Source organism: Pseudomonas umsongensis (genome assembly GCF_012647205.1).
Lineage (GTDB): Bacteria > Pseudomonadota > Gammaproteobacteria > Pseudomonadales > Pseudomonadaceae > Aquipseudomonas > Aquipseudomonas umsongensis.
Genome location: NZ_CP051487.1, coordinates 4209359 through 4231821 on the forward strand (window position 1 = coordinate 4209359; position 22463 = coordinate 4231821).

Below are 22463 nucleotides of genomic sequence, written 5' to 3' on the forward strand. Positions count from 1 at the left end.
AAAAGCCCGATCCAGAGCCTTCGTCAGATGTCAGAAACACTTCGCAGAGTCAAAAAATGGACACAGAAAGGAAAAATCGCGACACGCGGGCGAGAGAAAATTATCAGGCGGAAACGAAAAGCCCCCGAAATACGGGGGCTTTGCCTATAGCGAAAGGGTGTGGGTCGGCAGTTAGCGACGGGTGCGGGAGGTGGAACCCATGATCAAGGCACCGAGCAGTTTTTTCACCCGTACCGGGAACAAGCGTCGCCCCGCCGCTTCCGGCACCAGGATTTCACTCAACACGTATCGAATGATCATTTCGCAGATCAGCTCACGGTCAAGACGGACCCCGAGGCGCTCATCCCAATCGTCGAACACGATGCCCAGGCCATCCTGAAAGCGCACGATCGAATCGTGGAAAATCCGCCGAAAGAAGCCCAGTGCGTAGTCAGGTGCAACCACCAGCAACCGCCGTGCTCGACTCTGCTCAAGGTAGTTGTCGAGATAGGCAAACAGCGCGTTGAGGCGTGCTTCCGGGTCGCTGATATGGCCTAGCTCCTGAGACAGCGAACTGTGGAAACTTTCGCGTTTATGCCGGGAAAAGGTGTCGAGCAAGTCTTCCTGGGAGGCGAAATAGCGATAAAAGGTACCGCGCGAAACACCCGCCACCTGGCACACATCCAGAATCGAAATGCGATCCGCACCCGACATCAGCACCACTTCTTCAGTGGCTTTAAGAATGTTGGCAATGGTCTCTTCCGAACGGCGGTTCGGCTTGACCTTGGTACCTACCACGCCATTGGCGGCAGTACGTCGCTCCACCGGTTTTACCGGAGCCGCTCCTGCATCAGGCAGCGAGTTTTTTTTCGTTTTGGAGGCCGGCGTCGGCGCTTCTGCTTTCTGGGATGCGGCTTTGGGCATGGATTGACGGGCTCATTGAGAGTAAAGATAGGTCAACACTAGCACAGGATCTGTGCATAAATAAGATTTCATGTTCAACTTATTGCTAAAGACATTTTCATATTTTGTATTTAGAATCAAATTCTCTCATCAAAATAAAATCAGGCAAACCAGCAGCTTTAGGCGCCTAAAAGGAGAATATTCATGGGCAGCAGTGGCAATCCAGAAACCTGGGCAGTGGGAGAACGAGACACTGTCATCGAAGCGCTAAGTCGTGCAGTAGCAAGGCATCCAGACAAGATTTTGTTGGATTTCAGCGGCGAGTTATACACTTATGCTCAGGTTGACTCACTCTCGACCAAGATGGCCAACGCACTCGCTACCTTGGGCGTGAAAGCCGGTGAAACCGTGCTGACCATGCTCGATAACAACATCGACGCTGTCACCACCTGGCTGGCCATCAACAAGCTATGCGCCGTGAGCGTGCCGATCAACACCGCGCTCAAGGGCGAGTTTCTGCGTCACCAGATCGCCGATACCGGCACTGCAGTGGTGATCTGCGAAGCAGCCTACCTGCCACGCATCACACCGCTCGCCGAGCAACTGCAGGACGTCCAGCACATCCTTCACCGAGGCACGGTCGATGCGATCCCCGAATGCCGAATTCGCATTGCGCCACTGGATGAATGGCGCGGCCATGACGCCACTCCACTCGTCAATAAACCGCAACCTTCAGACCTTGCCTGCCTGATTTACACCTCAGGCACCACAGGCCCTTCCAAGGGTTGCATGATCAGCTACAACTTCATGTGCAACCTGGCACGCTTGCAATTGCGTGCCGGTCCAGCCAGTGCCGATGACGTGACCATCACGCCATTGCCGCTGTTCCATATGAATGCGCTGTGTGTATCGATCATCGCCAGCATTCTGGTGGGCGCGCGCGCCGCCATTCTCCCGCGCTTCTCCGTTTCCAATTTCTGGCAGGAAGTGGAACGCTCCGGCGCTACCATCGCCTCGATCCTGGGTGGCATGGGCGGTCTCCTCGCCCAGGCGCCGGATAACGAAGCGATGCTGCGTTGTGTCGGGCAGATCCATACCGCTCGAGGCAACCCTTACACCGAAGAAACCAAAAAGATCTGGCGCGAGCGTTTCGGTACCAAGCTGGTGGGCGGCAATGGCTATGGCCTCACCGAAGCCTGCGTTATCACCTCATTGGCTGCTGGCGAGTACGCCGCACCGGGCTCTTCGGGTAAACGCATTGCGGATTTCGATGTACGCATCGTCGACGACCTCGATCAGGAAGTTGCGCCGAACAGCGCCGGCGAAATTGTGGTCCGTCCGCTGCGTCCGGACATCATGTTCCAGGGCTACTGGCGCCGTCCGGAAGACACCCAGAAGCTGATGCGCAACATGTGGTTCCACACTGGTGACATTGGCAAGTTCGATGACGATGGCTTTTTCTACTTCGTCGATCGCAAGAAGGATTATCTGCGCCGCCGAGGCGAAAACATTTCCAGCTTTGAAATGGAAGCAGCCTTTGCTGTTCACCCGGCATTGGCCGAGGTCGCGGTACATGCAGTGCCATCGGATAAAGGCGAGGACGATGTGAAAGTCACAGCGGTGCTGCATGAAGGCGTGACCCTGGATCCGGAGCAGCTGTTCCATTGGGCCACCGAATCGGTGCCTTACTATGCCCTGCCCCGCTATATCGAATTTCGCAGCAGCTTGCCGAAGAACCCCCAGGGTCGGGTGTTGAAATATTTGCTGCGCGATGAAGGAAAAACCGCGACCACTTGGGACTTGGAAACCACATCGATAGTGGTCTCCAAAAAATAATAGTCTCTAGCTGGCTGCAGTTGGCCATCTAACATAGAAAAGCCCGCTTTGAAGCGGGCTTTCTCGTCCATTGGGCCTGGTGTCGCCGTTGTAGGAGTGAGCCTGCTCGCGATGAACTTAAGGACAACGCGCTCTACAGAACGTACACGTTATCGTTAACGTCCATCGCGAGCAGGCTCGTTCCTACATTGATCTGTTGAATTCAATACTCACGCACAGGAATGCCTTTGGGACGGGAGTTATAACCCGGCAGATGCAGGCCTCCGTCGACGTGAATGGTTTCGCCCGTGATGAAACGCGACATCTCGGACGCAAGGAATACCACCACTGGGCCAATGTCGGCTTCAGGCTCGCCACAACGGCCCAGTGGACGCATGGAAGCAGACATCTCGGCAAAGCCGGGGTTCTCTGCGGCGAGCTTGTGAAAGGTGGCACCCATTGCCGTAGGAGCGATGGCGTTGGTGCGGATGTTGAACCGCCCCCACTCGGATGCAGCACTGCGGGTCAGCCCGACAATGGCCGACTTCGCCGTGTTGTAGTCGCCATGCAACCAGGCACCGATTTCGATATCGATAGAGTAGAAGTTGATGATCTTGCCACCGCCCCGCGCCTTCATATGAGGCAGCGCGGCTTTCATCGCCCACCATGCAGCCCACACTGTAGAACCTAGGGTTTGCTCCAGCATGGCATCGGTTTTTTCTTCCAGGAGCACATTGGGGGTGGGCGCAAAGGCGTTGTTGACAAGGATGTCCAGCCCCCCGAATTGATCGACGGCCAATTGCACAGCGGCCTCGATATCCGTTTTGCTGCACACGTCTGTCTTGATGAATACAGCCTGGCCACCTAACGCTTTCAGTTCGGCGACTACGGCCTCTCCACTGGCGACATCCAGTTCGGCGACCACTACGGCAGCACCCTCTTTGGCAAAGTTCAGCGCAATACCGCGCCCGATTCCGCCGCCTGCACCGGTAATCAGCGCAACCTGTTCATTTAGCAGTGCCATAGCCACTCCGTTTTTTGTTTTTTTGTGAACATTATTGGTTATAGTGTCTAAATATAGCGTATTTCTTCAAGCTAAACAGTATTGGAACAAGGATATTGAGGATGACTGTATTTCGTCGGCGCATAGACATCATTGCTCACCCTGTCGATGGCACAGGTGAAGTCCGCGCGGCTTTGGAAGACGACTTTCACCACTTCCGTGTATGGGTTCGCCACCACGAAGGCGAAGTGACTGCCATCGGCGGTGAAGCGCTGCGCTACCCCTTTTCCATGTGCCCACAGGCTTGCGGCCCATTACAGCTGTTGTTAGGCATGAAACTGGACCGGATAGCCCACTCAGTCACCCGGCAGGCCGACGCCAGCCATCAATGCACCCACCTGTTCGACCTGGCGGGTCTTGCCATTGCAGCCGCCGCACGCGGCACCCACCAACGACGTTATGACATCAACATCGGCCGACGCATCGCCAATCGCACCCGCGCTACCTTGATACGCGATGGCGTTGAAGATCTGGTCTGGGACGTCGATGGCACCTTGATCGAAGGCCCGATGCCCTATTCCGGCATCAATCTTCGCGAAGGCATGGCTCGCTGGGCACTCAATACACTCAACGAAGAAGTCGCCGAAGCGGCTCTTTTACTTCGTCGCTGCACGCTGATCTCAATGGGGCGCGCCTTCAACCTTGATGAGGAGATTCACGCCGCGAACACTGGCCTTTGCTACAGCCAGCAACCCGAACGCGCCGAGCAGGCACTGCGAATGAAGGGATCGACCCTGGATTTCACCCATGAACAACTGAAGTTGTGCGCCGAGGACCAGGATTGGCTGAGGCAAAGGCCTTAGCCACGCCGCTCCTGGTGCAAGAGCAGTGCGGTCAAGGCCCGCAAGGCCCGACGATCCGGGTTCGCCCCGGACCGCCGATACGACTTAGAGGAAGACGGCCAGATTGGGTGTTCCGAGCACCGCCTGGTCAAGGATGACTTCACGCCGGGAAAGCTTGAACCCCGCCTCGTGCAGACGCAGCACGTCACGTCGCTCGCCACTGATGATGTCGACATGGTGGTCGTTGAAACGGCTACGGGTCAGTAGCAGGTAGCTGGTCACCACAAACTCATCGCTCTTGTCGGTTTCTTCGACAAACACGTTGGTCACCAGACGCCGGGTACGCGAGGGAGGATCTTCCGCCCAGGCGCTTTTACCGGACAGGCGCAAAATGCGGCCCATGATCGAACGGTAGTCATCGTGGTAGTGCTGAACACTGCGCACGATGGTGGTTCTGAGCTCGGACGCCACGCGAGTCTGGCGCAGCGGTACGGTGTACACCAGGTCGGTGTCCAGGCGTTCGGCCCACTCTTGCAGGCGAATCTGGTCGAGCAGCGTGGCTTCCTCGTAGAGAAAGGTCACCACATCGTTGTAGATCGGCGAGCCCACCGGCACCCGCTTGGTACCGACTGGGGAACCCGGCTGGATATCCTCCACGCCGCGTTGTTGAACCTGAGCCATGAGTCATTCCCTCACTTTTATTCTTGTACTTGTCAATGCCGTTACCGGCGATTGCGACCCGCGAGGACCGCAATCGAACCGGGGCCAACAGGCGCTTATTGCTCGTTCGGTGCAGTCATCAGCTCGTGCCAGTACAACCACCAGTGCCACTGGGTATCGTCCTTGGTAAACCCTTCATTGACGATGCCGGGGCCTGGCCAGCCCTCAGGTGCTCCGGTTTCAAAGCAAGCCTGGTATTTCAGCGTGCTCTTGCGGCCCATCGCACCTTTGGCGGCCAGGGTCATGTGCGGCCAGGTATCGGAGTCATCCTGCTCGACCATGCCCGAGGTGCCGAACAACTGGATGGTTTGCTTGAGCATCTTGTCGCGCAGTTCAGGGGATGCGTCTTTCTCGGCAAACACCCAGTTGACGAACTCCAGCTTGTCCGGCCCGCGAGGCACGTAGGCGTGCAAGGTCATCGAGCCGACTACGCTGCCATCGGGCTGCGGAATGTAGACGAAGCCGAAAAGAATGTTCGGGAACATCCCGCCGACTTGCGGCGGCATGCTGGTCAGCACCTTCAACTGATCTTCAGTCAGATTGCGTGCCAGTTGTTCGACCATGTCGGCGGTCATGCCGGCAGGCGGCAATGCTTCAAGTTTTTGCTGCACGGTCAGCTCGGCCGGGTCGAGGCCGGTCAGGCGCTTGATCTTGCGCGCCAGGTCGATGCAGCGCAGCGCATGGCCGTGGGGAGAGCTGATTTCCACGCCGATCATTTCCGGGCTAAGGTCAGCGGTTTCGCCCTCGCCCTTCTTGGCATAGTTGCCCACTTCGCCCAGCCAACGGTGCAAGGTCAGGGTGTGGAAGCCATCGGCCGCCGATTGTTCACCCGCGGTTTTCCAGTTGGCGTTGACGATAAAGCGCTGTGGTGGGCCGAGCACTTCCATGCCCTTGTCGGAACGACAGAACAGCATGTCGTAGTACCATTTGGCATCACCCAGGAACTCGTCAAACGACGGTCCTTCAATGTTCCAGGTGGCAAATACCAGACCGCCATACAGCGTGACCCGGGCTTTTTTCAGACCCAGTTCTTCCTTGGGCAGCATTTTGCCGTGCATGCATTCACGCTCGACCGGCGAGCCGATGAAGTCGCCATTGGGGCGGAAGGCCCAGCCGTGATAGATACACTTGTGAATTTGCGTGTTGCCGCAGTCGGCAGTGCTGATGCGCATCCCGCGGTGCGGGCACACATTGAGGGTCACGAACACCTCGCCCTGCTTGCCACGGGCAACAATGACCGAATCAGACCCCATGTCACGGACCATGAAGTCGCCGGAATTGGGGATTTCCGACTCATGACCCAGGAGCACCCAGATCTTGCCGAAGATTTTCTCCATTTCCAGCTCGTAAATTTCGCGGTCGGACAACACGCGCATTTGTACTTCACGGCTGGATGGATAGATCAGGTCCGAGACCTTGGTTCCATCAGACAATACGGGGCTTGTTCTTGTTAGCATGATTGCCTCCTAATCAGAGCGTCACGACAGTGGTCGCAACGAAATATAAGACACTTTCTTTATTTTTGTACATAGAATTCACTTGCGACTTGTAAGTGAACTCTTCAATCATTCGTGTAACGTCAGTTCTTGCCAGGCGCCGTACCCACCTGGGTGCGCAGCACGCCAATACCGTCGATCTCCAGCTCGACCACGTCACCGGGCTTCAAATAACGCAATTGCTCCAGTCCACAGCCATTGCCGACCGTGCCGGAGCCGAGAAACTCACCGGGGTACAAGGTTTCCGAGCGGGACACGTGGGCGATCACGTCCTCGAAACTCCAGCGCATGTCGCGGGTATTGCCGCGGCCCCACTCCTCCCCGTTGACCCGGGCAACCATATTCAGGTCGTAGGGGTCACCTAATTCATCAGCGGTCACCAGGCATGGCCCCATGATGTTGGCTGTGTCGAAATCCTTGCTCTTGGCCGGACCGAGCATGCCGGGCATTTCCAGGGCCTGTGCGTCGCGCGCGCTCATGTCGTTGAAGATGGTGTAACCGACGATATGCGAACGGGCGGCTTCACGACTGATGTCCTTGCCGCGCTTGCCGATGTAGCAACCGAACTCCAGTTCGAAATCCATTGCCCGACTGAAGCTCGGCCACTGGAACTCATCATCGATGCCGATCACCGCGAAACGGTTGCCCTTGTAGTAGATGGGCTGCTTGTTGAAAGTCTCGATCACCCGGTCGTCGGCGCGAGTGTTCATCGCCTTCAAGGTCGCTTCCGGGTCTTCGGTACGCAACGCCCGGGCGCGCCGGGCCGCCGCGAAACTCTGGCGCAGGTGCAACTCGAAGCAGGAGCAATCGCGCATCTGCGGTGGCGGTTGGATCGGTGCGCGAAGTTTCACACTGGCGCGCTCCAGCACTGCCGCCGAGGGGGCCTTGGCCACCAGGGAGCGGGCCAACTCCAGCGCCGGCTCACCGGCTTCCACCAGGGAAAGAATACTGCTCAGTGCCGGGGTTTCGCGGCTTTCCAGCAAGCGGTAGGCGATTTGCAGGTCTAGCACCTGTTGGTCCTGGTTGAGCAACGCACCCGCTCGATCAAAGCCCTCGGCATCGGTATAGGTCACCAGTCTCATACGCGTCCACTCACTGGCAACAGCGCACCGGTTACTGCCGCAGCATCGTCCGACAACAGAAACGCAACCACCGCCGCCAAAGCATCCGGGGTCACCCAACGGCTGCTGTCGGCCTCAGGTATGTCGGCACGGTTGGCAGGAGTATCGATGATGCTTGGCAGCACGGCGTTAACCGTCACGCCACGATCCTTCAACTCTTCGGCCAAAGCCTCGGTCAACCGGGCGACGCCGGCCTTGGAAGCAGCGTAAGCGCCCATGCCTGTTGCGGCTTTGACCGAGGCCAGCGCTCCCACGTTGACGATGCGTCCTGCCTTGGAGGCCAGAAGCTGCGCCAGCGCCGATTGGGAACTGACCACTGCGGTACGCACATTCATCTGATAGAGGCGATCCCAAGTCTGCAGGCTACCCCCTTCGACGGTCTCCCAGGCAAACCCGCCCGCGACGTTGACCAAACCATCAATGCCGCCCCACTGCGTGGCAATCTGCTCGAACGCCGCACTGGCCGATTCGGTCGAAGTCAGGTCAACACCACCCAGGCACAGCAGGTTTTCCGTGTCCAGCAAGGCGGCAGGCGCCTCGCTGCGATCCAGCAATGCAACCCAGGCGCCACGCGCCAGCAGGAATTTGCCAAGTGCGCTGCCGAGGGCTCCAAACCCGCCGGTAATGACTACCCTCTTGTCCAGTAATGACTGGGACATCGCGAAATCCTCTTGTTGTTGTTTTACGGCGCGAAGGTTCGATTCGTGCCTTCGTCGGTACGAATATATGACACTTTTAGAAAATATGTACAAATGATACCGTATGACTTCAAGTCAAACATTCACCTGCGGACCGCTGATGCCTAGAAAACTTCCTGCACTCAACGCCGACAACCGCGCCTTCTGGCAAGGCGGCGAACGGGGCGAACTGCTCGTTCATCGCTGCGCGGCCTGCAGTCGGTATTTCCATCCACCTGCCCCGCTTTGCCCGCATTGTGCAAGCTTTGAGGTGGCGCCAGAGCCGGTGTCCGGCAAAGGTAAAGTGCTCAGTTACACCATCAATTACCAAGCCTGGGCCCCCGACCTTGAGGTGCCCTATGTGGTCGCGATCATCGAGCTGGTGGAGCAACCTGGCTTGCAATTGGTAAGCAACGTGGTGGGCATTCCGGTCACGGATGTGCATATCGATATGCCGGTACGGGTCAGTTTCCTCAACGTCGAGGATGTCTGGTTGCCTCTGTTCGAGAAGGATCAGTGATGTTCGATCATCGTTATGAAAAAGACGTCGCCATCACCGGCATTGGTCAATCGGAAGTCGGGCGACCGTCGAACAAGTCGGCGATGCGCCTGACCCTTGATGCGTGCCTTGAGGCCATTGCTGACGCTGGCCTGCAGCGTAGCGACATCGACGGCGTGGCCTGCTGGCCAGGCGACAACAACAATGGCGACCCGTTTTCGCCGATTGGCCCGAGCGCGCTGAAAAGCGCTCTAGGGCTCAACGTCAACTGGTTCGGTGGGGGCTATGAAGGGCCTGGCCCGCTGACTGGCGTGATCAACGGTGCCATGGCGATTGCGGCGGGGCTGTGTAAACACGTGCTGGTGTTTCGCACCATCACCGAAGCGTCAGCCCGCATGGTGAACAAACAAGCGAGCGCCTTGACCAATAAAACTCAAGGGCGTGACAGCAGCTACGCCTGGCAGTGGTTCACGCCATTCAATGTGCTCTCGGCCACTAATCTGATGGCGCTGTACGCCCAACGTCACTTCCATGAATACGGCACCCGTGCGGAGCAGCTGGCGCAAATCGCCCTGACGTGTCGCCAGAACGCCATGCGCAACCCCAAGGCGGTGTTTCGCACACCGATGAGCATGGACGATTACATGGCTTCGCGGATGATTTCGACACCGCTGCGCATGTTCGACTGCGACGTGCATTGCGATGCATCGACCGCCATCGTCTTGTCGCGCCGCGATATCGCTCAGGACCAGCCGAACAAGCCGATCCGCATTGAAGCCATGGGAGCTGCATTGAACCAGCCCTGGTCATGGGACCAGATTTCCCTGACCAAAATGGCCGCTTTCGATGTCGGCCAGATGATGTGGGCACGCACTGACTACACCCCGCAGGACGTCGAATCCGCACAGCTGTATGACGGTTTTTCGATTTTGACCATGATCTGGCTCGAGGCCTTGGGCCTGTGCCCCGTTGGAGAAAGCGGTGCATTCGTCGAGGGTGGGACGCGCATCGCGCTCGATGGCAGCCTGCCAATCAATACCAATGGCGGGCAGCTATCTGGCGGGCGCACCCATGGCCTGGGTTACGTGCATGAAGCCTGCCTGCAACTGTGGGGCCGTGCCGAAGGGCGGCAAACCCGCGAGCACCGCGTCAGCACGGTAGCCGCAGGGGGCGGCCCGCTGGGGGGCAGCCTGCTGCTGGTCCGGGAGTAACGGCATGGCTCAGTAAAGTACGCCGGCCACTTCGCTGCAGAACTCGATCAGTGCCTTGCCCAGCTCGGCAAGGCCCTCTTCATCGCGCTGCCCGCGGAACATCACCGCGGAAACGGTGAAGTCGATGCTGTTGGTCGGTGAGTACACAGGCGCCGCGACGGCGAGAATCCCACCCGAGAAATGCCCGTCGTCCACTGCCCAACCACGCTCGGCAGCGACCCGGACTTCTTCCCGAAAAACCTCCAGCGACAGCGGCTGGGCCCAGCGAATGGTATCGAAACTGCTTTGCACCTCGGGATCGTCGAGGTCGATCTGAGTGGCGAACAAACGCCCGCTGGCGCCCATCAGAATCGGCAGGCGCTGACCTTCGGCCATGTCGATGCGTACATCAGTCGGGCTGGCAGCGGAGCTGACAATGACGATGCGGTCGGGGCTCATCTTGCGCCAAAGGGTGATGGTTACCCGCTGGCGCGCGGCCAGGTTCTGCAGCAGGGGTTTGGCCATCTGCACGCGGTGGCCCTGGGTGACCAATTGCTCGACCAGACGCGCCAGGCCCAGGCCCACGGAGTAACGCTTGGACATGGCACTGAAGTCGACCACGTCCTCTTGCACCAGCGTGCGCAGGATGTTGAAGCAGGTGCTGGGATTGATCTTCAGTTGTCGGGCGATGTCCACCGAACGTTCCGGTGTGCCCACCTGGCTGAGGTAACGCAGGATGCGTATCGCGTTGGAAACGGGCTTGACGAGTGTTGCGCCGGTTGATTTGTTGTTGTCGTTATCGTTGACGTCAGTGAAGTCCATGCCCAATCCAGTCACTTTATAGTGTCGCCATTCTAGCCTGAGAATGAATTGCGCCGTAAAGTTTTGTCTGGGAATTATTCGAACATTTCAGTCGGGTTGTCTGACCAGAGGCTGATGGATCAGCCGGCGGGTTTGCTGGTCCTCGCGACGAAAACGCTCGATGAGACGCTCCTGGGCATGGTCAGCCTGAGTCACTCGTGTCTGCTGGCGCAAATACTCCAGCCAGGATTCGACAATAAATCGCTCGCTGTAGAGCAGCGGGTTGGCCATGTCGCGGTACAGGCGCCAGTTCTGCGCACCGTTGCGCCGGCGCGCCTTGCCTACTGCGTATACGGCAGCCAGGAAGTCATCGCAGTCCGGCGCCGTCACCTGGTACACGATCTCCACCGAGACCGGTCCATCGGCATGGGACACCGGGCTGGCCAGCTGGAGTTTGTCGGTCAATTGCACCTCGGCAAAATCTGCCTCCTGACCCAGCTCCACACGGCCGTTACGGGTCAGCAGAATGCCGACCAGCAACAAAAGCGTCGAGAGCAGCAGGCTCTGGCTCAGCCCCAGATACTCGGCCAGCGCACCCCAGATCGCACCGCCGGCGGCCATCGAACCCATGAGGATCAATACATAGACCGATGCAACCCGGGCGCGCACCCAGTTGGCGGCGTACGTTTGCACAACCGTGGAAATGGTCGCATTGACCGCCATCCACCCAAACCCTGCAAGCAACATCATCGCGCAGACCCCATAGCGATTATGGGACAGCGCGGCAGTGAGGGTCGCGAGGGCAAAGGCAATGGCGCCGCACACCAGCAAATGCCGCATACTCAATACGCGATACAGACGCGGCAAGTTGAGTGCCGCCAGCACGGCACCCGCACCAAGAAATGCCATGAGCAAGCCATAACCACCGGCGTCCATGCCCAATTCCTGCTTGGCCACCAATGGCATCAATGCCCACAAAGCGCTGGCGCTGCTGGTGAATACCAACACCTGCTTCATGGCGCTGAACAATACCGCCGAATGGCGGATATAACGCAGGCCGCTGCGCATGCCTCCCGTCAGGGTTTCCGGAGGCAAGCCCACGGCTGGCGGGTTGGGTACCAGGCGAAAGAGGAAGAGCAGCACCGCGAACATGCACAGCGCGATGACCAAAAACACCGAAGTGGTGTTCCAGTAAGCAATCAACGCACCGGCCAGCGCCGGCCCCAAAGCGCGGGTCGCGTTGATGGAAATGCCGTTCAACGACACGGCCGCCGGTACCTGATCGCGAGAAAGTACACCGACCATGGTCACCATCCACGCCGACATTCCCAACGCACTGCCGGTACCCAGGACAAAGGTGAACGCCAATAATCCCCAGGTTTCCAGGTGAGCGCTGTACGCCAGCCCGCACAGCACCAGCGCGGCGAACAGCATCATGCACTGCGTAATAATGAGCCAACCGCGGCGGTCCACCCGATCGGCAATCACGCCGCCCGGGAAGGCAAACAGAAACACCGGCAGGGTCACGGCGGTTTGCACCAGCGAGACCATCGCCGCAGACGTGGTCAATGTGGTCATGATCCACGCCGCGGCAACTGTCTGCATCCAGATCGCCATATTGACCACTGCGCCTGCCAGCCATAGGCCGCGGAATGCTTTGTTGCTGAACGGCGCCCACGCCGACCCCTCGCTCATCATCAATCCTCGGCGTTTGTATCTGAAGAAATCTGCGCTTAATCAACCAGCGGTTGGCCCAGTCGCCCCACCGAACGCGCAGGGCTAAGCCGGCGTGGATGAGCAATGGTGTTGCGCAGTCGGCCGATGCCCTGGATCTCCGCTTCGACCCGATCACCCGGCCGCAGAAAACGCCCGCTCTCCAGCCCCACACCGTGGGAGGAACCGGTAAACACCAGGTCACCCGGACGCAGACTGATCCGCGCATCCAGATAGTTGAGCAGCTCATCTAGGGCAAAGATCATCTGCCGGGTGTTGTCCTGCTGCCGCGTTTCATAGTTGACGCTCAGGCGCATATCCAGTGCGGGTTGCCCTGCCACACCCAACTCATCTGCGGTCACAATCCATGGACCTACAGGCGTGGTGCGGTCCATGGCCTTCTGGGTCAACAGGTCCAGGCGCCCGATCTGCTTGCCGGCATCCCGCGCACTGATGTCATTGCCCACCGTGTACCCCAGCAGACAGGCACTGGCATTGGGCTCATCCAGCAACGTCCGGCCCACGACAGCGACCAGTTCCACCTCGTAATCGAGCTGGGTGGTCAGCGGCGAATAATCGATCTCATCATAAGCACCAACCAGCGCCGACTCAGGTTTCATGTACGCCAGCGGGTGCGCCGGCGCATCACTGCCCAGACGCTTGAGGTGGCTCAGGTAATTGAGGCCCACACCAAAAACCCGACTGCCCGGCTCCAGCGGCGCAAGCAGGCGCGCAGCCGACAAGGGCAACCATTCGCCAGTCAGGTCAAGGGCATCCGGCGCGAGCTGCGCTCCCAGCCCGGCCCACTGGGCGAATGGCGCATTGATCCGCCGCAGGCAATCCGACTGCGCATCCAATAACGCCCAGAACGCCTGCCCGGCTACCTCGACCCGCGCCAGACGCATCTCAGCGTCTGGACAGGTAGATGGGCAGATACTCGGCGTCGAGCACCTCTTCCGGTGTCTTGACGCTAGCCCCGAGAATCGGACCGACCATTTCGTGGCCCCACAGGCTGAGCTTTTCCGGATTCAACTCGTAAGGGTCGCCTTGCCATGGCTCGATTTCCGCAATGGTCTCGAAGGCAAAGCCGGACGGGTTGAAATGGTAGAACGACAGGTGCGGATCCTGGGCATGCTGACCGAGGGTCATCATCATCGGCAGTTCGCGCTGGCGCACGATGTCGTAGGTTTCACCGACATCACGCACGTTGCGCACAAATAGCCCGACATGCTGCACGCCCATGCGTCCCGGGCCGTGGCCATAAGCGATGTCGTGACTGGTGTGATGATTGAGTTTGGAGCGGAAAAATCCGGTGCGCCCTTTGCCCGCGCCGGCGCCATACCAGCTGAAGCCCATGACGTTGAGCAGGAAGTCTTCCAGTTCCGGCGTGTAGTCCGGGGTGATCAGCACCACGTGGCCTGCCCCACGTTCGTCGGCCAGGAAACCGCTGTGCGGACGCCCTGGCTGGAACGAGCGTGGTAACCATTTTTGCCCGTAAAAGAGTTCGTGCTGATACCCCACCGGGTCGCGGAAGCGCACCAGCTCGCGAACACCACGCTTTTCACAGAGTTGAGCGTCGCCACGGGAGTATTCGACATTGGCCGCGGCCAACTTCTTGATGCCGTCCTCGAACGCCATGCGCCCCACCGCTTCCCAGCCGATATAGGCAATTCGGTCAACGTTGCCCGGATGAAACGCGAAGCGGTGACGGCGATCGTCGATTTTGAAATACAGCGACTCAGGGTCACTCTCGGGATTCTTGCCGATACCAAAGCCCATCACCTGCGGGCCGTACTCACGCCACGCCTCGAGATTGGGGGTTTCGAAGCCCATGTAACCGATACCGATGATGTCCACGTTATTCACCTTGTTATTGTTCGAGATGAAAGGGTGCCAATGGCACCTGCCCCGACGCCGCGTGTGTCAGACCGCGAGTAACCCGCCGTCGATGACGAAGTCGGAACCTGTAATGAACGAAGCTTCATCCGAGGCGACGAATACCGCCATCGCCACCACTTCTTCGGGTTCGCCGGGACGGTCCATCAATACACCGTCCAGCAGCAAGGCGCGCATTTTCGGGTCGTCCAGAAACGGCCGGGTACCCGGCGTGGCGACAAACCCCGGGCTCAGGCTGACCGCACGAATACCGAACGGCGCGCCCTCCACGGCCAACTGACGCGTGAAGGACACCACGGCGCCCTTGGCGGCCGAATGTGCGGAAATACCGGCGACTTTCGAACCGCCCCAGGCCGCGGTGGAAGAAACGTTGATGATCACTCCGCGCTGCTCGGCCAAGTGCTGCCACGCGTACTTGGTGGTATAGAACAGCAAGTCGATTTCGTTGCGCATGGTGAACTGCCAATCTTCGATCGACATCTCGCTGACCAGCCCGAAACGTGCGGCGGAAGCGTTGTTGTAGAGGACGTCGATGCGTCCGTGCTCAGCGACGGCGGCATCGATCCAGGTCTTGGCCTGTTCGTGATCGCCCAGGTCCACGGGCGCCGAGCCATACAGGGTGAACCCCTCGGCTCGCATCAAGGCTGCCGTCTCTTCATGGCCTTCGGCATTGAAGTCGCAGCCGACCACAATCGCCCCTTCGCGAGCAAAACGCAGCGCCGCAGCGCGGCCCTGGCCACCGCCGGTCCCGGTAATCAATGCGACTTTGTTGTGTAACCGTCCCATCCGCACATCCTCAACTCAGTGGTTATCACGTGACGACTGACGCTCACGCCATTAAACGGCTTCGTCTTCCTGGGTGATGGGCTCAAGCCAAATGGCCTCCGCCGGGCAGGCGGCAGCCCCTTCTCGGGCTTCCTCCTCCAGTTCCGGCGGCACACGAGCATCGTCCATGTACACCAGGCCATCGGCATCAAGTTTGTACAGGCTTGGGCAGATCGCAGCACACAGACCATAACCACAGCAGCGGCTACGGTCTGCCACGGCTTTGAATTGCGCTTTTTCTGAACTCATTTTTGTCTCCATTATCAGGTCCAGCTCCAGCAAATTATGAACACTATTTTATTTTATGTGCAATTAATTTTTAACGCGGATATGCTGCCACCCATCCGCTGTCGCAAAACACTGGTCTGGTATCCAAATGGATGAAAAACAGCAGGATGTTGAACACGACCGGATTCAGATTGATTGAAAGGTGGATTCAACGCAGGAAATTCGTTTGTCTTTGAGTCAGATAGCTGTGCTGGACAAAGCGAATTTTCTGATTTTATTCTGAATAAAAAACCAGATTCTGTTCAAAGAATCTGCTGGCGGTGGTCCACATCACCATCCAAAGCAGTGCTTGGCTCAACAAAACCTATAAGGAAGCCAACTTCATGCACCCGTCCAAAAACGAAGCGGCCATTGATCTTCATGAATTCCGGCAAAGCTGGAAGATCCTGATTCTGGCTGTCGCCGGTGTCGCCATCAGCATCAATGCCGCCCTGCTCTATGGCTTCGGCACCCTGGTCGTGCCGCTGGGCGATGCCTTTGGCTGGAGTAAAAGCGAACTGCAGGCCTGTATCACCTTCCTGTTTGGTGGCGCCGTGGTGTCCTTGCAGTTGGTGGGTTGGTTCAACCTGCGCTACGGCATGAAGCGCGTCACGGTGATTTCCCTGCTGTTGTTGTCGCTCGGCTACCTGGCGACCACTCAACTGACCCAATCGATCTGGTCGATGTACATTGCCTTTGCGTTGCTGCCCATCGTCGGCATGGGCGCCCTGGCGGTCACCTGGACACAATTGATCAGCCTGTGGTTCGACAAAAATCGTGGCCTGGCACTGGCCATCGGGCTGTCCGGTACTGGCGTCACCGCCGCCACCATTCCCCGCCTGATGGCGTGGGGCATTGAACAATGGGACTGGCGCGCGGCCTTCGTGATTCTCGCACTGCTCAACCTGTTGGTGCTGCTGCCGCTGATTCTGCTGTGGTTCAAGCTCCCCATTGCCCAGGGCAATCGTGATGACGCCAGTGCGCTGGAGCAATTGCCCGGCATGGGCTTTCGTGAAGGCATGGGCTCACTCAAGTTCTGGACCTGCAACCTGGCACTCGGCCTGGTGATTTCTTCGATTGTCGGCATGGTCACCAGCACCGTGCCCATGCTGCAAGCCAGAGGTTTGTCCGCTGCGCAAGCTGCCACCATTTTCAGTGGCTTTGGGATCTCGCTGATCTTCGGCCGCATGTTGATCGGCTACCTGCTCGATCGGCTATGGCCGCCAGCGGTGTCCGCACTCAGCCTGGTGCTGCCCGCCATCGGTTGTTTCATCTACCTGAGCCCCACCAACGAATTCGCCCCCCTGCTGCTGGCGGCCGTACTGGTCGGTTTTGGCGCCGGGGCAGAATTCGACATTGCCGCTTTCCTGATTGCCCGCTACTTCGGTTTGCGCGAGTACGGCCGTCTGTTTGGCGTCCATCAGGGCTTGAACACCGTAGCCTCGGCGCTGGCGCCGCTGCTCTTCGCCTACCTGCTGGCACGCACCGGTTCTTATACCGCGATGCTGGTCTACAGCGCCGCTTGCTGCCTGATCGGCCCTTTGCTGTTACTGACCCTGGGGCGAGTGCCGCGTTTCAACGCACAAACAGTTCCCAGTCAATCCTGAGTCCCCCAACAAGAATCGGAGCAGAACATGCCCACATTGACGTTTATCGAACACAACGGCACCGCCCATCAGGTCAAAGGCGACATCGGGCAATCGGTGATGCAAGCCGCCACCTTCGCCTCGGTGCCGGGCATTCCTGCCGATTGCGGTGGTGCCTGCAGCTGCGCCACCTGCCACGCCTATATCGACGAGGCTTGGCTGAACACAGTTCAAGCGCCCGAAGGCATGGAAAACGACATGCTCGAGTACGCCTTCGAACGCCGTGACAACAGCCGCCTGAGCTGTCAGTTGATCATCAGCCAAGAGATGGACGGCATGGTTCTGCATCTGCCGTCGTCGCAATTCTGAATGTGCTTGAAGGAGCTCCCATGACCCTCGCCTCAGTCGTTATCGTCGGTGCTGGCCAGGCCGGTTTTCAGGTCGCTGCCTCCTTGCGTCAGGAAGGCTATGACGGGCGCATTACCCTGATTGGCGATGAGCCAGGCCTGCCATACCAGCGCCCCCCCTTATCCAAGGCCTACCTCCTGGGCAAGATCCAGGAGACCAATCTGCTGTTCCGGCCAGCCGAGTTTTATGCGACCCAGCGTATTGAGCTGTTGCATGACCAGGCGACAGCCATTGATCGAGTGAACCGTCGCGTGGTTCTAGCCAGCGGTGATGCAATCAGTTATGACCATCTGGTCCTGGCCACCGGGGCGCACAACCGCCCGTTGCCGGTGCCAGGCGGTGAGCTGCCGCAAGTATTCGGCATCAAGACCAAAGCCGATGCCGATGCCCTGGCACCGCTGGCGAAAGCCGCGCGCAACGTGGTGGTGATTGGCGCGGGTTTCATCGGCCTGGAGTTCGCAGCAGTGGCAGCAGCACTGGGTGCTAACGTTCATGTGCTGGAGCTGGCTGAGCGGCCAATGGCGCGTGCGGTGTCGAGGGAGATGTCAGAGCTGTTCCGCCAGGCACATGAACAGTGGGGTGTGCATTTCGACTTCCGCCAGGGCTTGAGCCGCATCGATGGCGACAACGGCAAGGTCTGCGCCGTGCAAACCGCTGACGGGCGCGTCCTGCCCGCCGACCTGGTGGTGTTCGGTATCGGAGTGATCCCCAACGCGCAACTGGCGACCGAAGCGGACCTGGCCATCGAGAACGGCATCAAAGTCGACGCCAACCTGCTCACTTCCGACCCGCGAATCTCCGCCTTGGGCGATGTCGCCAGTTTCCCTTGCCTGCAAAACGATGAACAACATACCCGCCTCGAGTCGGTGCAGAACGCCATCGACCAGGCCCGCGCAGTGGCCTCAAGGTTGATGGGCAAGCCGGCGCCCTACAGCGCCCTGCCCTGGTTCTGGACCGATCAGGGCGACCTGAAGCTGCAGATTGCCGGACTCTCCCACGGCTACGACAGCACGGTGGTCCTTGGTTCTGCCAAGGACAAGCAGCTTTCCGTGCTGTGTTTCCGCAATGATCGACTGGTGGCCGTGGAGTCCTGCAATCGCATGGGCGATCACATGGCCGCGCGCAAGATCCTTGCCCGGGCGCCCAAACTGACGGCAGCCGAAGCCGCCGCCGACGGTTTCGACCTGAAAGCCTGGGAAGCGGCCAACCGCGACTGAGCGCGCTCGGCCCGGTAAAGCCCACAGCCGCGCCCGCCTCCAGGCTGACGCGGCATTTTTTTGCACAACGACTGGAGCGATGCAATGAACAAAGTCTGGTTTGTTACCGGTGCGGCCCGCGGCCTGGGTGCCGCCATTGCCAAAGCCGCATTGGCCGACGGCGACCACGTGGTGGTCACTGGCCGTCGTGTCGAACCGCTGGAAAAGGTCTTCGCCGAATACGCCGGGCGCGTTTTGGCAGTGGCCCTGGATGTGACCGACGAAGCCCAGGCACTGGCTGCCGTAGAGACTGCGGTCGCACGTTTTGGCCGAATCGATGTGCTGGTGAACAATGCCGGCTATGGCCAACTAGCGCCCTTTGAAGACAATTTCGCCAGCGATGCCGACAAGCAGTTCGCAACCAACGTGTTTGGTGTGTTCAACGTCTGCCGCGCCGTGTTGCCGGTCATGCGCCAGCAACGCGCAGGTCACGTCTTCAACGTGTCATCGATGGGCGGTGTGGTGGGGATGGGTGGAGCGGCGCTGTACTGCTCGTCGAAATTTGCCGTGGAAGGCTTTTCCGAATCCCTGTCCCTGGAAGTGGCTCAGTTCGGCATCAAGGTCACGCTGGTGGAGCCGGGGGTTTTCCGTACCGACTTTCTCGACCCCAGCTCCGCGGTCTTTGGCACACGCACGCTTGAGGACTACGCCGCATTCACCGCCAAGGTCAAAGGCGCCTCGGCCGCGTATAACCACCAGCAAACCGGCAATCCGGCAAAACTGGGGGACGCATTGGTGCTCCTGGCCAATAGTGAACATCCGCCGTTGCGTTACCTGGCAGGCTCCGACGCCTATCAGCAAATCAGCAACAAGCTCAACACCATGCTCGCGGAAATCGAACTGTGGCGACAGCTTTCCTATTCCACCGATGGCCTATAGGTCGCCAGTGCGCACAGCCTTTTGACAAGGCTGTGCGTCCCCCATTACTGATTGATGAAGTAACGAACAAACAGCTTCCCGTCTTCGAACCGATACAGCTCGATCGTCTCTATGCCTCCTTCCTGCTCGCGAAAGGCATTCAGGTGATGGCACGCAGCTTCATCGCCATTGACAATGCACTGTCGCACCTCGACGCGAATCTTCGGTTGCTGTTGCGCCCACATGCCTTCCAGGACCTGCCAGGCATCGTGCTGTGGTTTGCCTACATATTCGATACTCAAGCCATTGGCCGAGACGCTGCGGTAATGAGCGAAAAAGCCCTCTTTGTCGCCTCTGTTCCAGCAGTCGATCTGACCGTGCAGGAAGTGCTCGATTGCGTGTTTGTCCATGCTCATCTCTTGTTCATCCTCGGGTAGGGTTCAGGCGTGCTTCCGTTGCTACAGGTTCTTGACGTGCCAGGAATGCCGGTTCCATCTTCAGCCACAGCAGAATGCCGGGGCCAATGATCGCGCAGCAGAAACAGCACACCAGCACCGCTGAATAGCTGCCGTAGACGTCGTAAAGATGACCGAACAGCATGGGCACCAGCCCGGAAACGATGGTGATCAGGCACAGGTGCAAGCCAAAGATCCGCGCGTAGTCCTTCAGGCCGAAATAGCGTGCCATCAGGAAGGCCGCCAGATCGAATTCAGCACCGGCGCTGGCGCCGATGCACAGGGTGGCAAGTACCAGCAGCGGTGTGCTCTGCGCCCCACCAAATAAAAAGATCGCACAGCCCAACGCAGGCAGCGCCAGACTCACCGCAGCCACCAAAGAAGGTGAAAAACGGTCCAGCAGGTACCCCACCAACAACCGCCCGCCGATGATGGAAATGCCGAACGTACTGAAAATCTGCGCGGCTTGCTGGGCACTCAAACCCTTGCTTTGCAGCATCGGCACGATGTTGGTGACCATGCCCACCGTCAACGACACCGACAGTATCAAGGCGACGTTAAAACCCCAGTACATCCCTGAATGCAATGCCTGTTTGAAAGACATTCCGCTCAGCTCCGGGAGCTCCTTCTGCGCGCTCGCATTAGTGCTGAGGGGTTGTGCCGGCATGCGCAACCACATCAACGACAACGGCAGCGTAAACAGCAAGGGCATCGCCCCCAGGGCAATGAATCCAGCTTGCCAGCCGTAGGCGGCAATCAGCCGCGACAACAATGGCGGGAGGATCATCGCCATCAACCCCGTCCCACACAGGATCACCGCCAGCGCCAGGCCACGGTTGCGTTCGAACCAGAGGTTGACCAACTGGGTCCAGGTAATCGCAATCGTGCCGGCACAGACGATCGGCATGCTGAAAAATGCCAGGTACAACCAGCCAATGGAACCCTGGATCCGGGTAATGGCGACATAACCGACTATCTGCAGCACGATAGAAAAAATCGCGACTCGTCGCAGGCCGTAGCGGCGGTAGAGCGGGCCGACCAACTGCGTGGAGATCGCCACGCCGGCGAACAGAAAGGTGATTGAAGCCTGCAAGTCGCCACGGCTCCAGCCGAAGGCCTGTTCCAGTGGAATCACCAAGGTGCCGAAGGCATACAGCAGCGCGGCGGTGATGCTGGTGCAAATGCCAAACAGCCCCAGCAGGACAACGCGCCAGCCACGCTTGAACTCGGAAAAATCATTGCCACCATGGACCGTATTGTTGCGTGTCTCGGTTGTCATCAACTCACTCCCGGCGCAGGCCGCCTTCGCGGATGCGCGACATGATTAATGGCCCTTGAGGATTTCTTCGACTTTGGGCAGTGCGATCATGGTGGCGCCGCCATCCACCAACAACGACGTGCCGGTGATGTAGGAGGCCTCGTTGGAGGTGAGAAACATCACGGCATTGGCAATGTCGGCGGACTCACCCAGGCGCCCGACCGGGAAATGTGCGGCGAGTTTGTGCGGCAGTTCATCGCCCAGGGTTTCCAGCATGTGGTCAGTGCCAATCAGCCCGGGCTCTACAACGTTGACCAGAATATTCATGGCGCCGAACTCCACCGCCAGGCCGCGGGCAAAGGCGTTCATGAAGGCTTTGCTTGAGCCATAGGCAATCAGGCGTGGTGTGTACTTGCGGTTGGCTTCACCAGAGGAGATGAAAATCAGCCGGCCTTTGTCTACCGCTTTGGACAGGTAGGGCGCGCTGTCCTTGGCCAGCCAGAACAACGACTGGATATTGCTGCGCACGATGTGATCGAAGGTGTCATCGGCCATTTCGGCGATCAGCCCGTGACTGGTGTCAGCGGCGCAATGCACCACGATATCCAGGGAGCCAAAATGTTCTACGCCGCCCTGCACCATTGACTTGATCGCCTCGCGATCGGCGATGTCGCCACCGACCAGGCAGGCTTCACCGCCCAGGGACTTGATTTGCTCGATTGTTTCTTCGCCGTATCGAGCGGTGCGTGCCGACACCACCACTTTGGCGCCCTCGCGGGCATAGGCTAGGGCAATGGCGCGTCCCATGCCTCGACCGGCACCGGTGACCAGTACGACTTTGTCGCGGAATTTCATCGCGGTTCCTCTTTATTGTTATGCCCTGTAGGAGCGAGCC

Annotated in this window: 23 protein-coding genes; 8 read left to right on the forward strand and 15 right to left on the reverse strand. The window is 58.9% G+C overall.

Annotation, left to right across the window (positions count from 1 at the left end):
* Positions 1–171: 171 nt before the first annotated feature.
* Complete coding sequence (locus tag HGP31_RS18945; RefSeq protein WP_168758401.1) at positions 172–903, reverse strand: TetR/AcrR family transcriptional regulator; 732 nt, start codon at positions 901–903, stop codon at positions 172–174.
* Positions 904–1086: 183 nt separating this feature from the next.
* Between HGP31_RS18945 and HGP31_RS18950 the strand changes: the two genes are divergently transcribed.
* Positions 1087–2718, forward strand: a complete 1632-nt coding sequence (locus tag HGP31_RS18950; protein ID WP_020798205.1) for an ATP-dependent acyl-CoA ligase — start codon at positions 1087–1089, stop codon at positions 2716–2718.
* 202 nt (positions 2719–2920) lie between these two features.
* On the opposite strand, the gene HGP31_RS18955 is transcribed toward HGP31_RS18950, so the two are convergent.
* Entirely contained in the window at positions 2921–3721 is an 801-nt protein-coding gene (locus tag HGP31_RS18955) for an SDR family NAD(P)-dependent oxidoreductase (protein WP_020798206.1), read from the reverse strand.
* A 101-nt stretch (positions 3722–3822) separates the two neighbouring features.
* Between HGP31_RS18955 and HGP31_RS18960 the strand changes: the two genes are divergently transcribed.
* The gene (locus HGP31_RS18960) at positions 3823–4563 is read left to right on the forward strand and encodes a DUF2889 domain-containing protein (RefSeq protein ID WP_168758402.1); all 741 of its coding nucleotides are present in this window, start codon (positions 3823–3825) and stop codon (positions 4561–4563) included.
* 84 nt (positions 4564–4647) lie between these two features.
* Here the strand turns inward: HGP31_RS18960 and HGP31_RS18965 are convergent, their stop codons facing one another.
* The 4 genes from HGP31_RS18965 to HGP31_RS18980 form a co-directional block, all read right to left on the reverse strand.
* On the reverse strand, positions 4648–5223 hold the full coding sequence (locus HGP31_RS18965; RefSeq protein ID WP_057715090.1) for an aromatic-ring-hydroxylating dioxygenase subunit beta: 576 nt from the start codon (positions 5221–5223) through the stop codon (positions 4648–4650).
* A gap of 95 nt (positions 5224–5318) precedes the next feature.
* Positions 5319–6719: a Rieske 2Fe-2S domain-containing protein gene (locus HGP31_RS18970; protein ID WP_168758403.1), complete on the reverse strand. Its 1401-nt coding sequence runs from the start codon at positions 6717–6719 to the stop codon at positions 5319–5321.
* A 122-nt stretch (positions 6720–6841) separates the two neighbouring features.
* The gene (locus HGP31_RS18975) at positions 6842–7840 is read right to left on the reverse strand and encodes a fumarylacetoacetate hydrolase family protein (protein ID WP_168758404.1); all 999 of its coding nucleotides are present in this window, start codon (positions 7838–7840) and stop codon (positions 6842–6844) included.
* Positions 7837–8538 (reverse strand): SDR family NAD(P)-dependent oxidoreductase, encoded by a 702-nt coding sequence (locus HGP31_RS18980; protein ID WP_168758405.1) that lies wholly within the window; start codon positions 8536–8538, stop codon positions 7837–7839. Before HGP31_RS18980 ends, HGP31_RS18975 begins: the two co-directional genes overlap by 4 nt.
* Positions 8539–8677: 139 nt before the next feature.
* Here HGP31_RS18980 and HGP31_RS18985 point away from each other — a divergent pair, with 139 nt between their 5' ends.
* Together HGP31_RS18985 and HGP31_RS18990 are read left to right on the forward strand one after the other, a co-directional pair.
* The gene (locus HGP31_RS18985) at positions 8678–9076 is read left to right on the forward strand and encodes a Zn-ribbon domain-containing OB-fold protein (protein WP_168758406.1); all 399 of its coding nucleotides are present in this window, start codon (positions 8678–8680) and stop codon (positions 9074–9076) included.
* Complete coding sequence (locus HGP31_RS18990; protein WP_057715094.1) at positions 9076–10266, forward strand: thiolase family protein; 1191 nt, start codon at positions 9076–9078, stop codon at positions 10264–10266. Before HGP31_RS18985 ends, HGP31_RS18990 begins: the two co-directional genes overlap by 1 nt.
* Before the next feature lie 9 nt (positions 10267–10275).
* Here HGP31_RS18990 and HGP31_RS18995 read toward each other — a convergent pair whose 3' ends face one another.
* The 6 genes from HGP31_RS18995 to HGP31_RS19020 form a co-directional block, all read right to left on the reverse strand.
* Positions 10276–11067 carry an IclR family transcriptional regulator gene (locus tag HGP31_RS18995; RefSeq protein WP_168758407.1) on the reverse strand — a complete coding sequence of 264 codons (792 nt, stop codon included), beginning with the start codon at positions 11065–11067 and terminating at the stop codon, positions 10276–10278.
* Between the two features lie 87 nt (positions 11068–11154).
* Positions 11155–12741, reverse strand: coding sequence for an MFS transporter (locus HGP31_RS19000; RefSeq protein WP_168758408.1), 1587 nt, complete (start codon positions 12739–12741; stop codon positions 11155–11157).
* Positions 12742–12779: 38 nt separating this feature from the next.
* Positions 12780–13664 (reverse strand): fumarylacetoacetate hydrolase family protein, encoded by an 885-nt coding sequence (locus HGP31_RS19005; protein ID WP_168758409.1) that lies wholly within the window; start codon positions 13662–13664, stop codon positions 12780–12782.
* Position 13665: 1 nt separating this feature from the next.
* Complete coding sequence (locus HGP31_RS19010) at positions 13666–14616, reverse strand: VOC family protein (protein WP_168758410.1); 951 nt, start codon at positions 14614–14616, stop codon at positions 13666–13668.
* Between the two features lie 66 nt (positions 14617–14682).
* On the reverse strand, positions 14683–15441 hold the full coding sequence (locus tag HGP31_RS19015; RefSeq protein WP_168758411.1) for an SDR family NAD(P)-dependent oxidoreductase: 759 nt from the start codon (positions 15439–15441) through the stop codon (positions 14683–14685).
* Positions 15442–15492: 51 nt separating this feature from the next.
* Entirely contained in the window at positions 15493–15729 is a 237-nt protein-coding gene (locus HGP31_RS19020; RefSeq protein WP_057715100.1) for a ferredoxin, read from the reverse strand.
* A gap of 362 nt (positions 15730–16091) precedes the next feature.
* Here HGP31_RS19020 and HGP31_RS19025 point away from each other — a divergent pair, with 362 nt between their 5' ends.
* From HGP31_RS19025 to HGP31_RS19040, 4 genes are all read left to right on the forward strand, one after another.
* Positions 16092–17354: an MFS transporter gene (locus tag HGP31_RS19025; protein ID WP_168758412.1), complete on the forward strand. Its 1263-nt coding sequence runs from the start codon at positions 16092–16094 to the stop codon at positions 17352–17354.
* 27 nt (positions 17355–17381) lie between these two features.
* Positions 17382–17702 (forward strand): 2Fe-2S iron-sulfur cluster-binding protein, encoded by a 321-nt coding sequence (locus tag HGP31_RS19030; RefSeq protein WP_168758413.1) that lies wholly within the window; start codon positions 17382–17384, stop codon positions 17700–17702.
* 20 nt (positions 17703–17722) lie between these two features.
* The gene (locus HGP31_RS19035; RefSeq protein WP_168758414.1) at positions 17723–18958 is read left to right on the forward strand and encodes an NAD(P)/FAD-dependent oxidoreductase; all 1236 of its coding nucleotides are present in this window, start codon (positions 17723–17725) and stop codon (positions 18956–18958) included.
* 84 nt (positions 18959–19042) lie between these two features.
* A complete protein-coding gene (locus HGP31_RS19040) occupies positions 19043–19876 on the forward strand; it encodes an oxidoreductase (RefSeq protein ID WP_168758415.1) in 834 nt (277 codons plus the stop codon).
* A 44-nt stretch (positions 19877–19920) separates the two neighbouring features.
* Here HGP31_RS19040 and HGP31_RS19045 read toward each other — a convergent pair whose 3' ends face one another.
* The 3 genes from HGP31_RS19045 to HGP31_RS19055 are packed head-to-tail and all read right to left on the reverse strand — an operon-like array spanning position 19921 to position 22423.
* Positions 19921–20271 (reverse strand): nuclear transport factor 2 family protein, encoded by a 351-nt coding sequence (locus tag HGP31_RS19045; protein WP_168758416.1) that lies wholly within the window; start codon positions 20269–20271, stop codon positions 19921–19923.
* A gap of 7 nt (positions 20272–20278) precedes the next feature.
* Positions 20279–21589: an MFS transporter gene (locus HGP31_RS19050; protein WP_168758417.1), complete on the reverse strand. Its 1311-nt coding sequence runs from the start codon at positions 21587–21589 to the stop codon at positions 20279–20281.
* A gap of 45 nt (positions 21590–21634) precedes the next feature.
* A complete protein-coding gene (locus tag HGP31_RS19055; protein ID WP_168758418.1) occupies positions 21635–22423 on the reverse strand; it encodes an SDR family NAD(P)-dependent oxidoreductase in 789 nt (262 codons plus the stop codon).
* Positions 22424–22463: the final 40 nt, after the last annotated feature.

Bases quoted from the DNA above. Each gene is read 5' to 3' on its own strand.
- HGP31_RS19005 (WP_168758409.1), bottom strand. From the start codon at position 13,664: ATGCGTCTGGCGCGGGTCGAGGTAGCCGGGCAGGCGTTCTGGGCGTTA.
- HGP31_RS18975 (WP_168758404.1), bottom strand. From the start codon at position 7,840: ATGAGACTGGTGACCTATACCGATGCCGAGGGCTTTGATCGAGCGGGT.
- HGP31_RS19035 (WP_168758414.1), top strand. From the start codon at position 17,723: ATGACCCTCGCCTCAGTCGTTATCGTCGGTGCTGGCCAGGCCGGTTTT.
- HGP31_RS18980 (WP_168758405.1), bottom strand. From the start codon at position 8,538: ATGTCCCAGTCATTACTGGACAAGAGGGTAGTCATTACCGGCGGGTTT.
- HGP31_RS19045 (WP_168758416.1), bottom strand. From the start codon at position 20,271: ATGAGCATGGACAAACACGCAATCGAGCACTTCCTGCACGGTCAGATC.
- HGP31_RS18960 (WP_168758402.1), top strand. From the start codon at position 3,823: ATGACTGTATTTCGTCGGCGCATAGACATCATTGCTCACCCTGTCGAT.
- HGP31_RS19055 (WP_168758418.1), bottom strand. From the start codon at position 22,423: ATGAAATTCCGCGACAAAGTCGTACTGGTCACCGGTGCCGGTCGAGGC.
- HGP31_RS18995 (WP_168758407.1), bottom strand. From the start codon at position 11,067: ATGGACTTCACTGACGTCAACGATAACGACAACAACAAATCAACCGGC.
- HGP31_RS18965 (WP_057715090.1), bottom strand. From the start codon at position 5,223: ATGGCTCAGGTTCAACAACGCGGCGTGGAGGATATCCAGCCGGGTTCC.
- HGP31_RS19025 (WP_168758412.1), top strand. From the start codon at position 16,092: ATGCACCCGTCCAAAAACGAAGCGGCCATTGATCTTCATGAATTCCGG.
- HGP31_RS19015 (WP_168758411.1), bottom strand. From the start codon at position 15,441: ATGGGACGGTTACACAACAAAGTCGCATTGATTACCGGGACCGGCGGT.
- HGP31_RS18950 (WP_020798205.1), top strand. From the start codon at position 1,087: ATGGGCAGCAGTGGCAATCCAGAAACCTGGGCAGTGGGAGAACGAGAC.
- HGP31_RS18955 (WP_020798206.1), bottom strand. From the start codon at position 3,721: ATGGCACTGCTAAATGAACAGGTTGCGCTGATTACCGGTGCAGGCGGC.
- HGP31_RS19000 (WP_168758408.1), bottom strand. From the start codon at position 12,741: ATGAGCGAGGGGTCGGCGTGGGCGCCGTTCAGCAACAAAGCATTCCGC.
- HGP31_RS19040 (WP_168758415.1), top strand. From the start codon at position 19,043: ATGAACAAAGTCTGGTTTGTTACCGGTGCGGCCCGCGGCCTGGGTGCC.
- HGP31_RS19050 (WP_168758417.1), bottom strand. From the start codon at position 21,589: ATGACAACCGAGACACGCAACAATACGGTCCATGGTGGCAATGATTTT.
- HGP31_RS18990 (WP_057715094.1), top strand. From the start codon at position 9,076: ATGTTCGATCATCGTTATGAAAAAGACGTCGCCATCACCGGCATTGGT.
- HGP31_RS18970 (WP_168758403.1), bottom strand. From the start codon at position 6,719: ATGCTAACAAGAACAAGCCCCGTATTGTCTGATGGAACCAAGGTCTCG.
- HGP31_RS19030 (WP_168758413.1), top strand. From the start codon at position 17,382: ATGCCCACATTGACGTTTATCGAACACAACGGCACCGCCCATCAGGTC.
- HGP31_RS18945 (WP_168758401.1), bottom strand. From the start codon at position 903: ATGCCCAAAGCCGCATCCCAGAAAGCAGAAGCGCCGACGCCGGCCTCC.
- HGP31_RS18985 (WP_168758406.1), top strand. From the start codon at position 8,678: ATGCCTAGAAAACTTCCTGCACTCAACGCCGACAACCGCGCCTTCTGG.
- HGP31_RS19020 (WP_057715100.1), bottom strand. From the start codon at position 15,729: ATGAGTTCAGAAAAAGCGCAATTCAAAGCCGTGGCAGACCGTAGCCGC.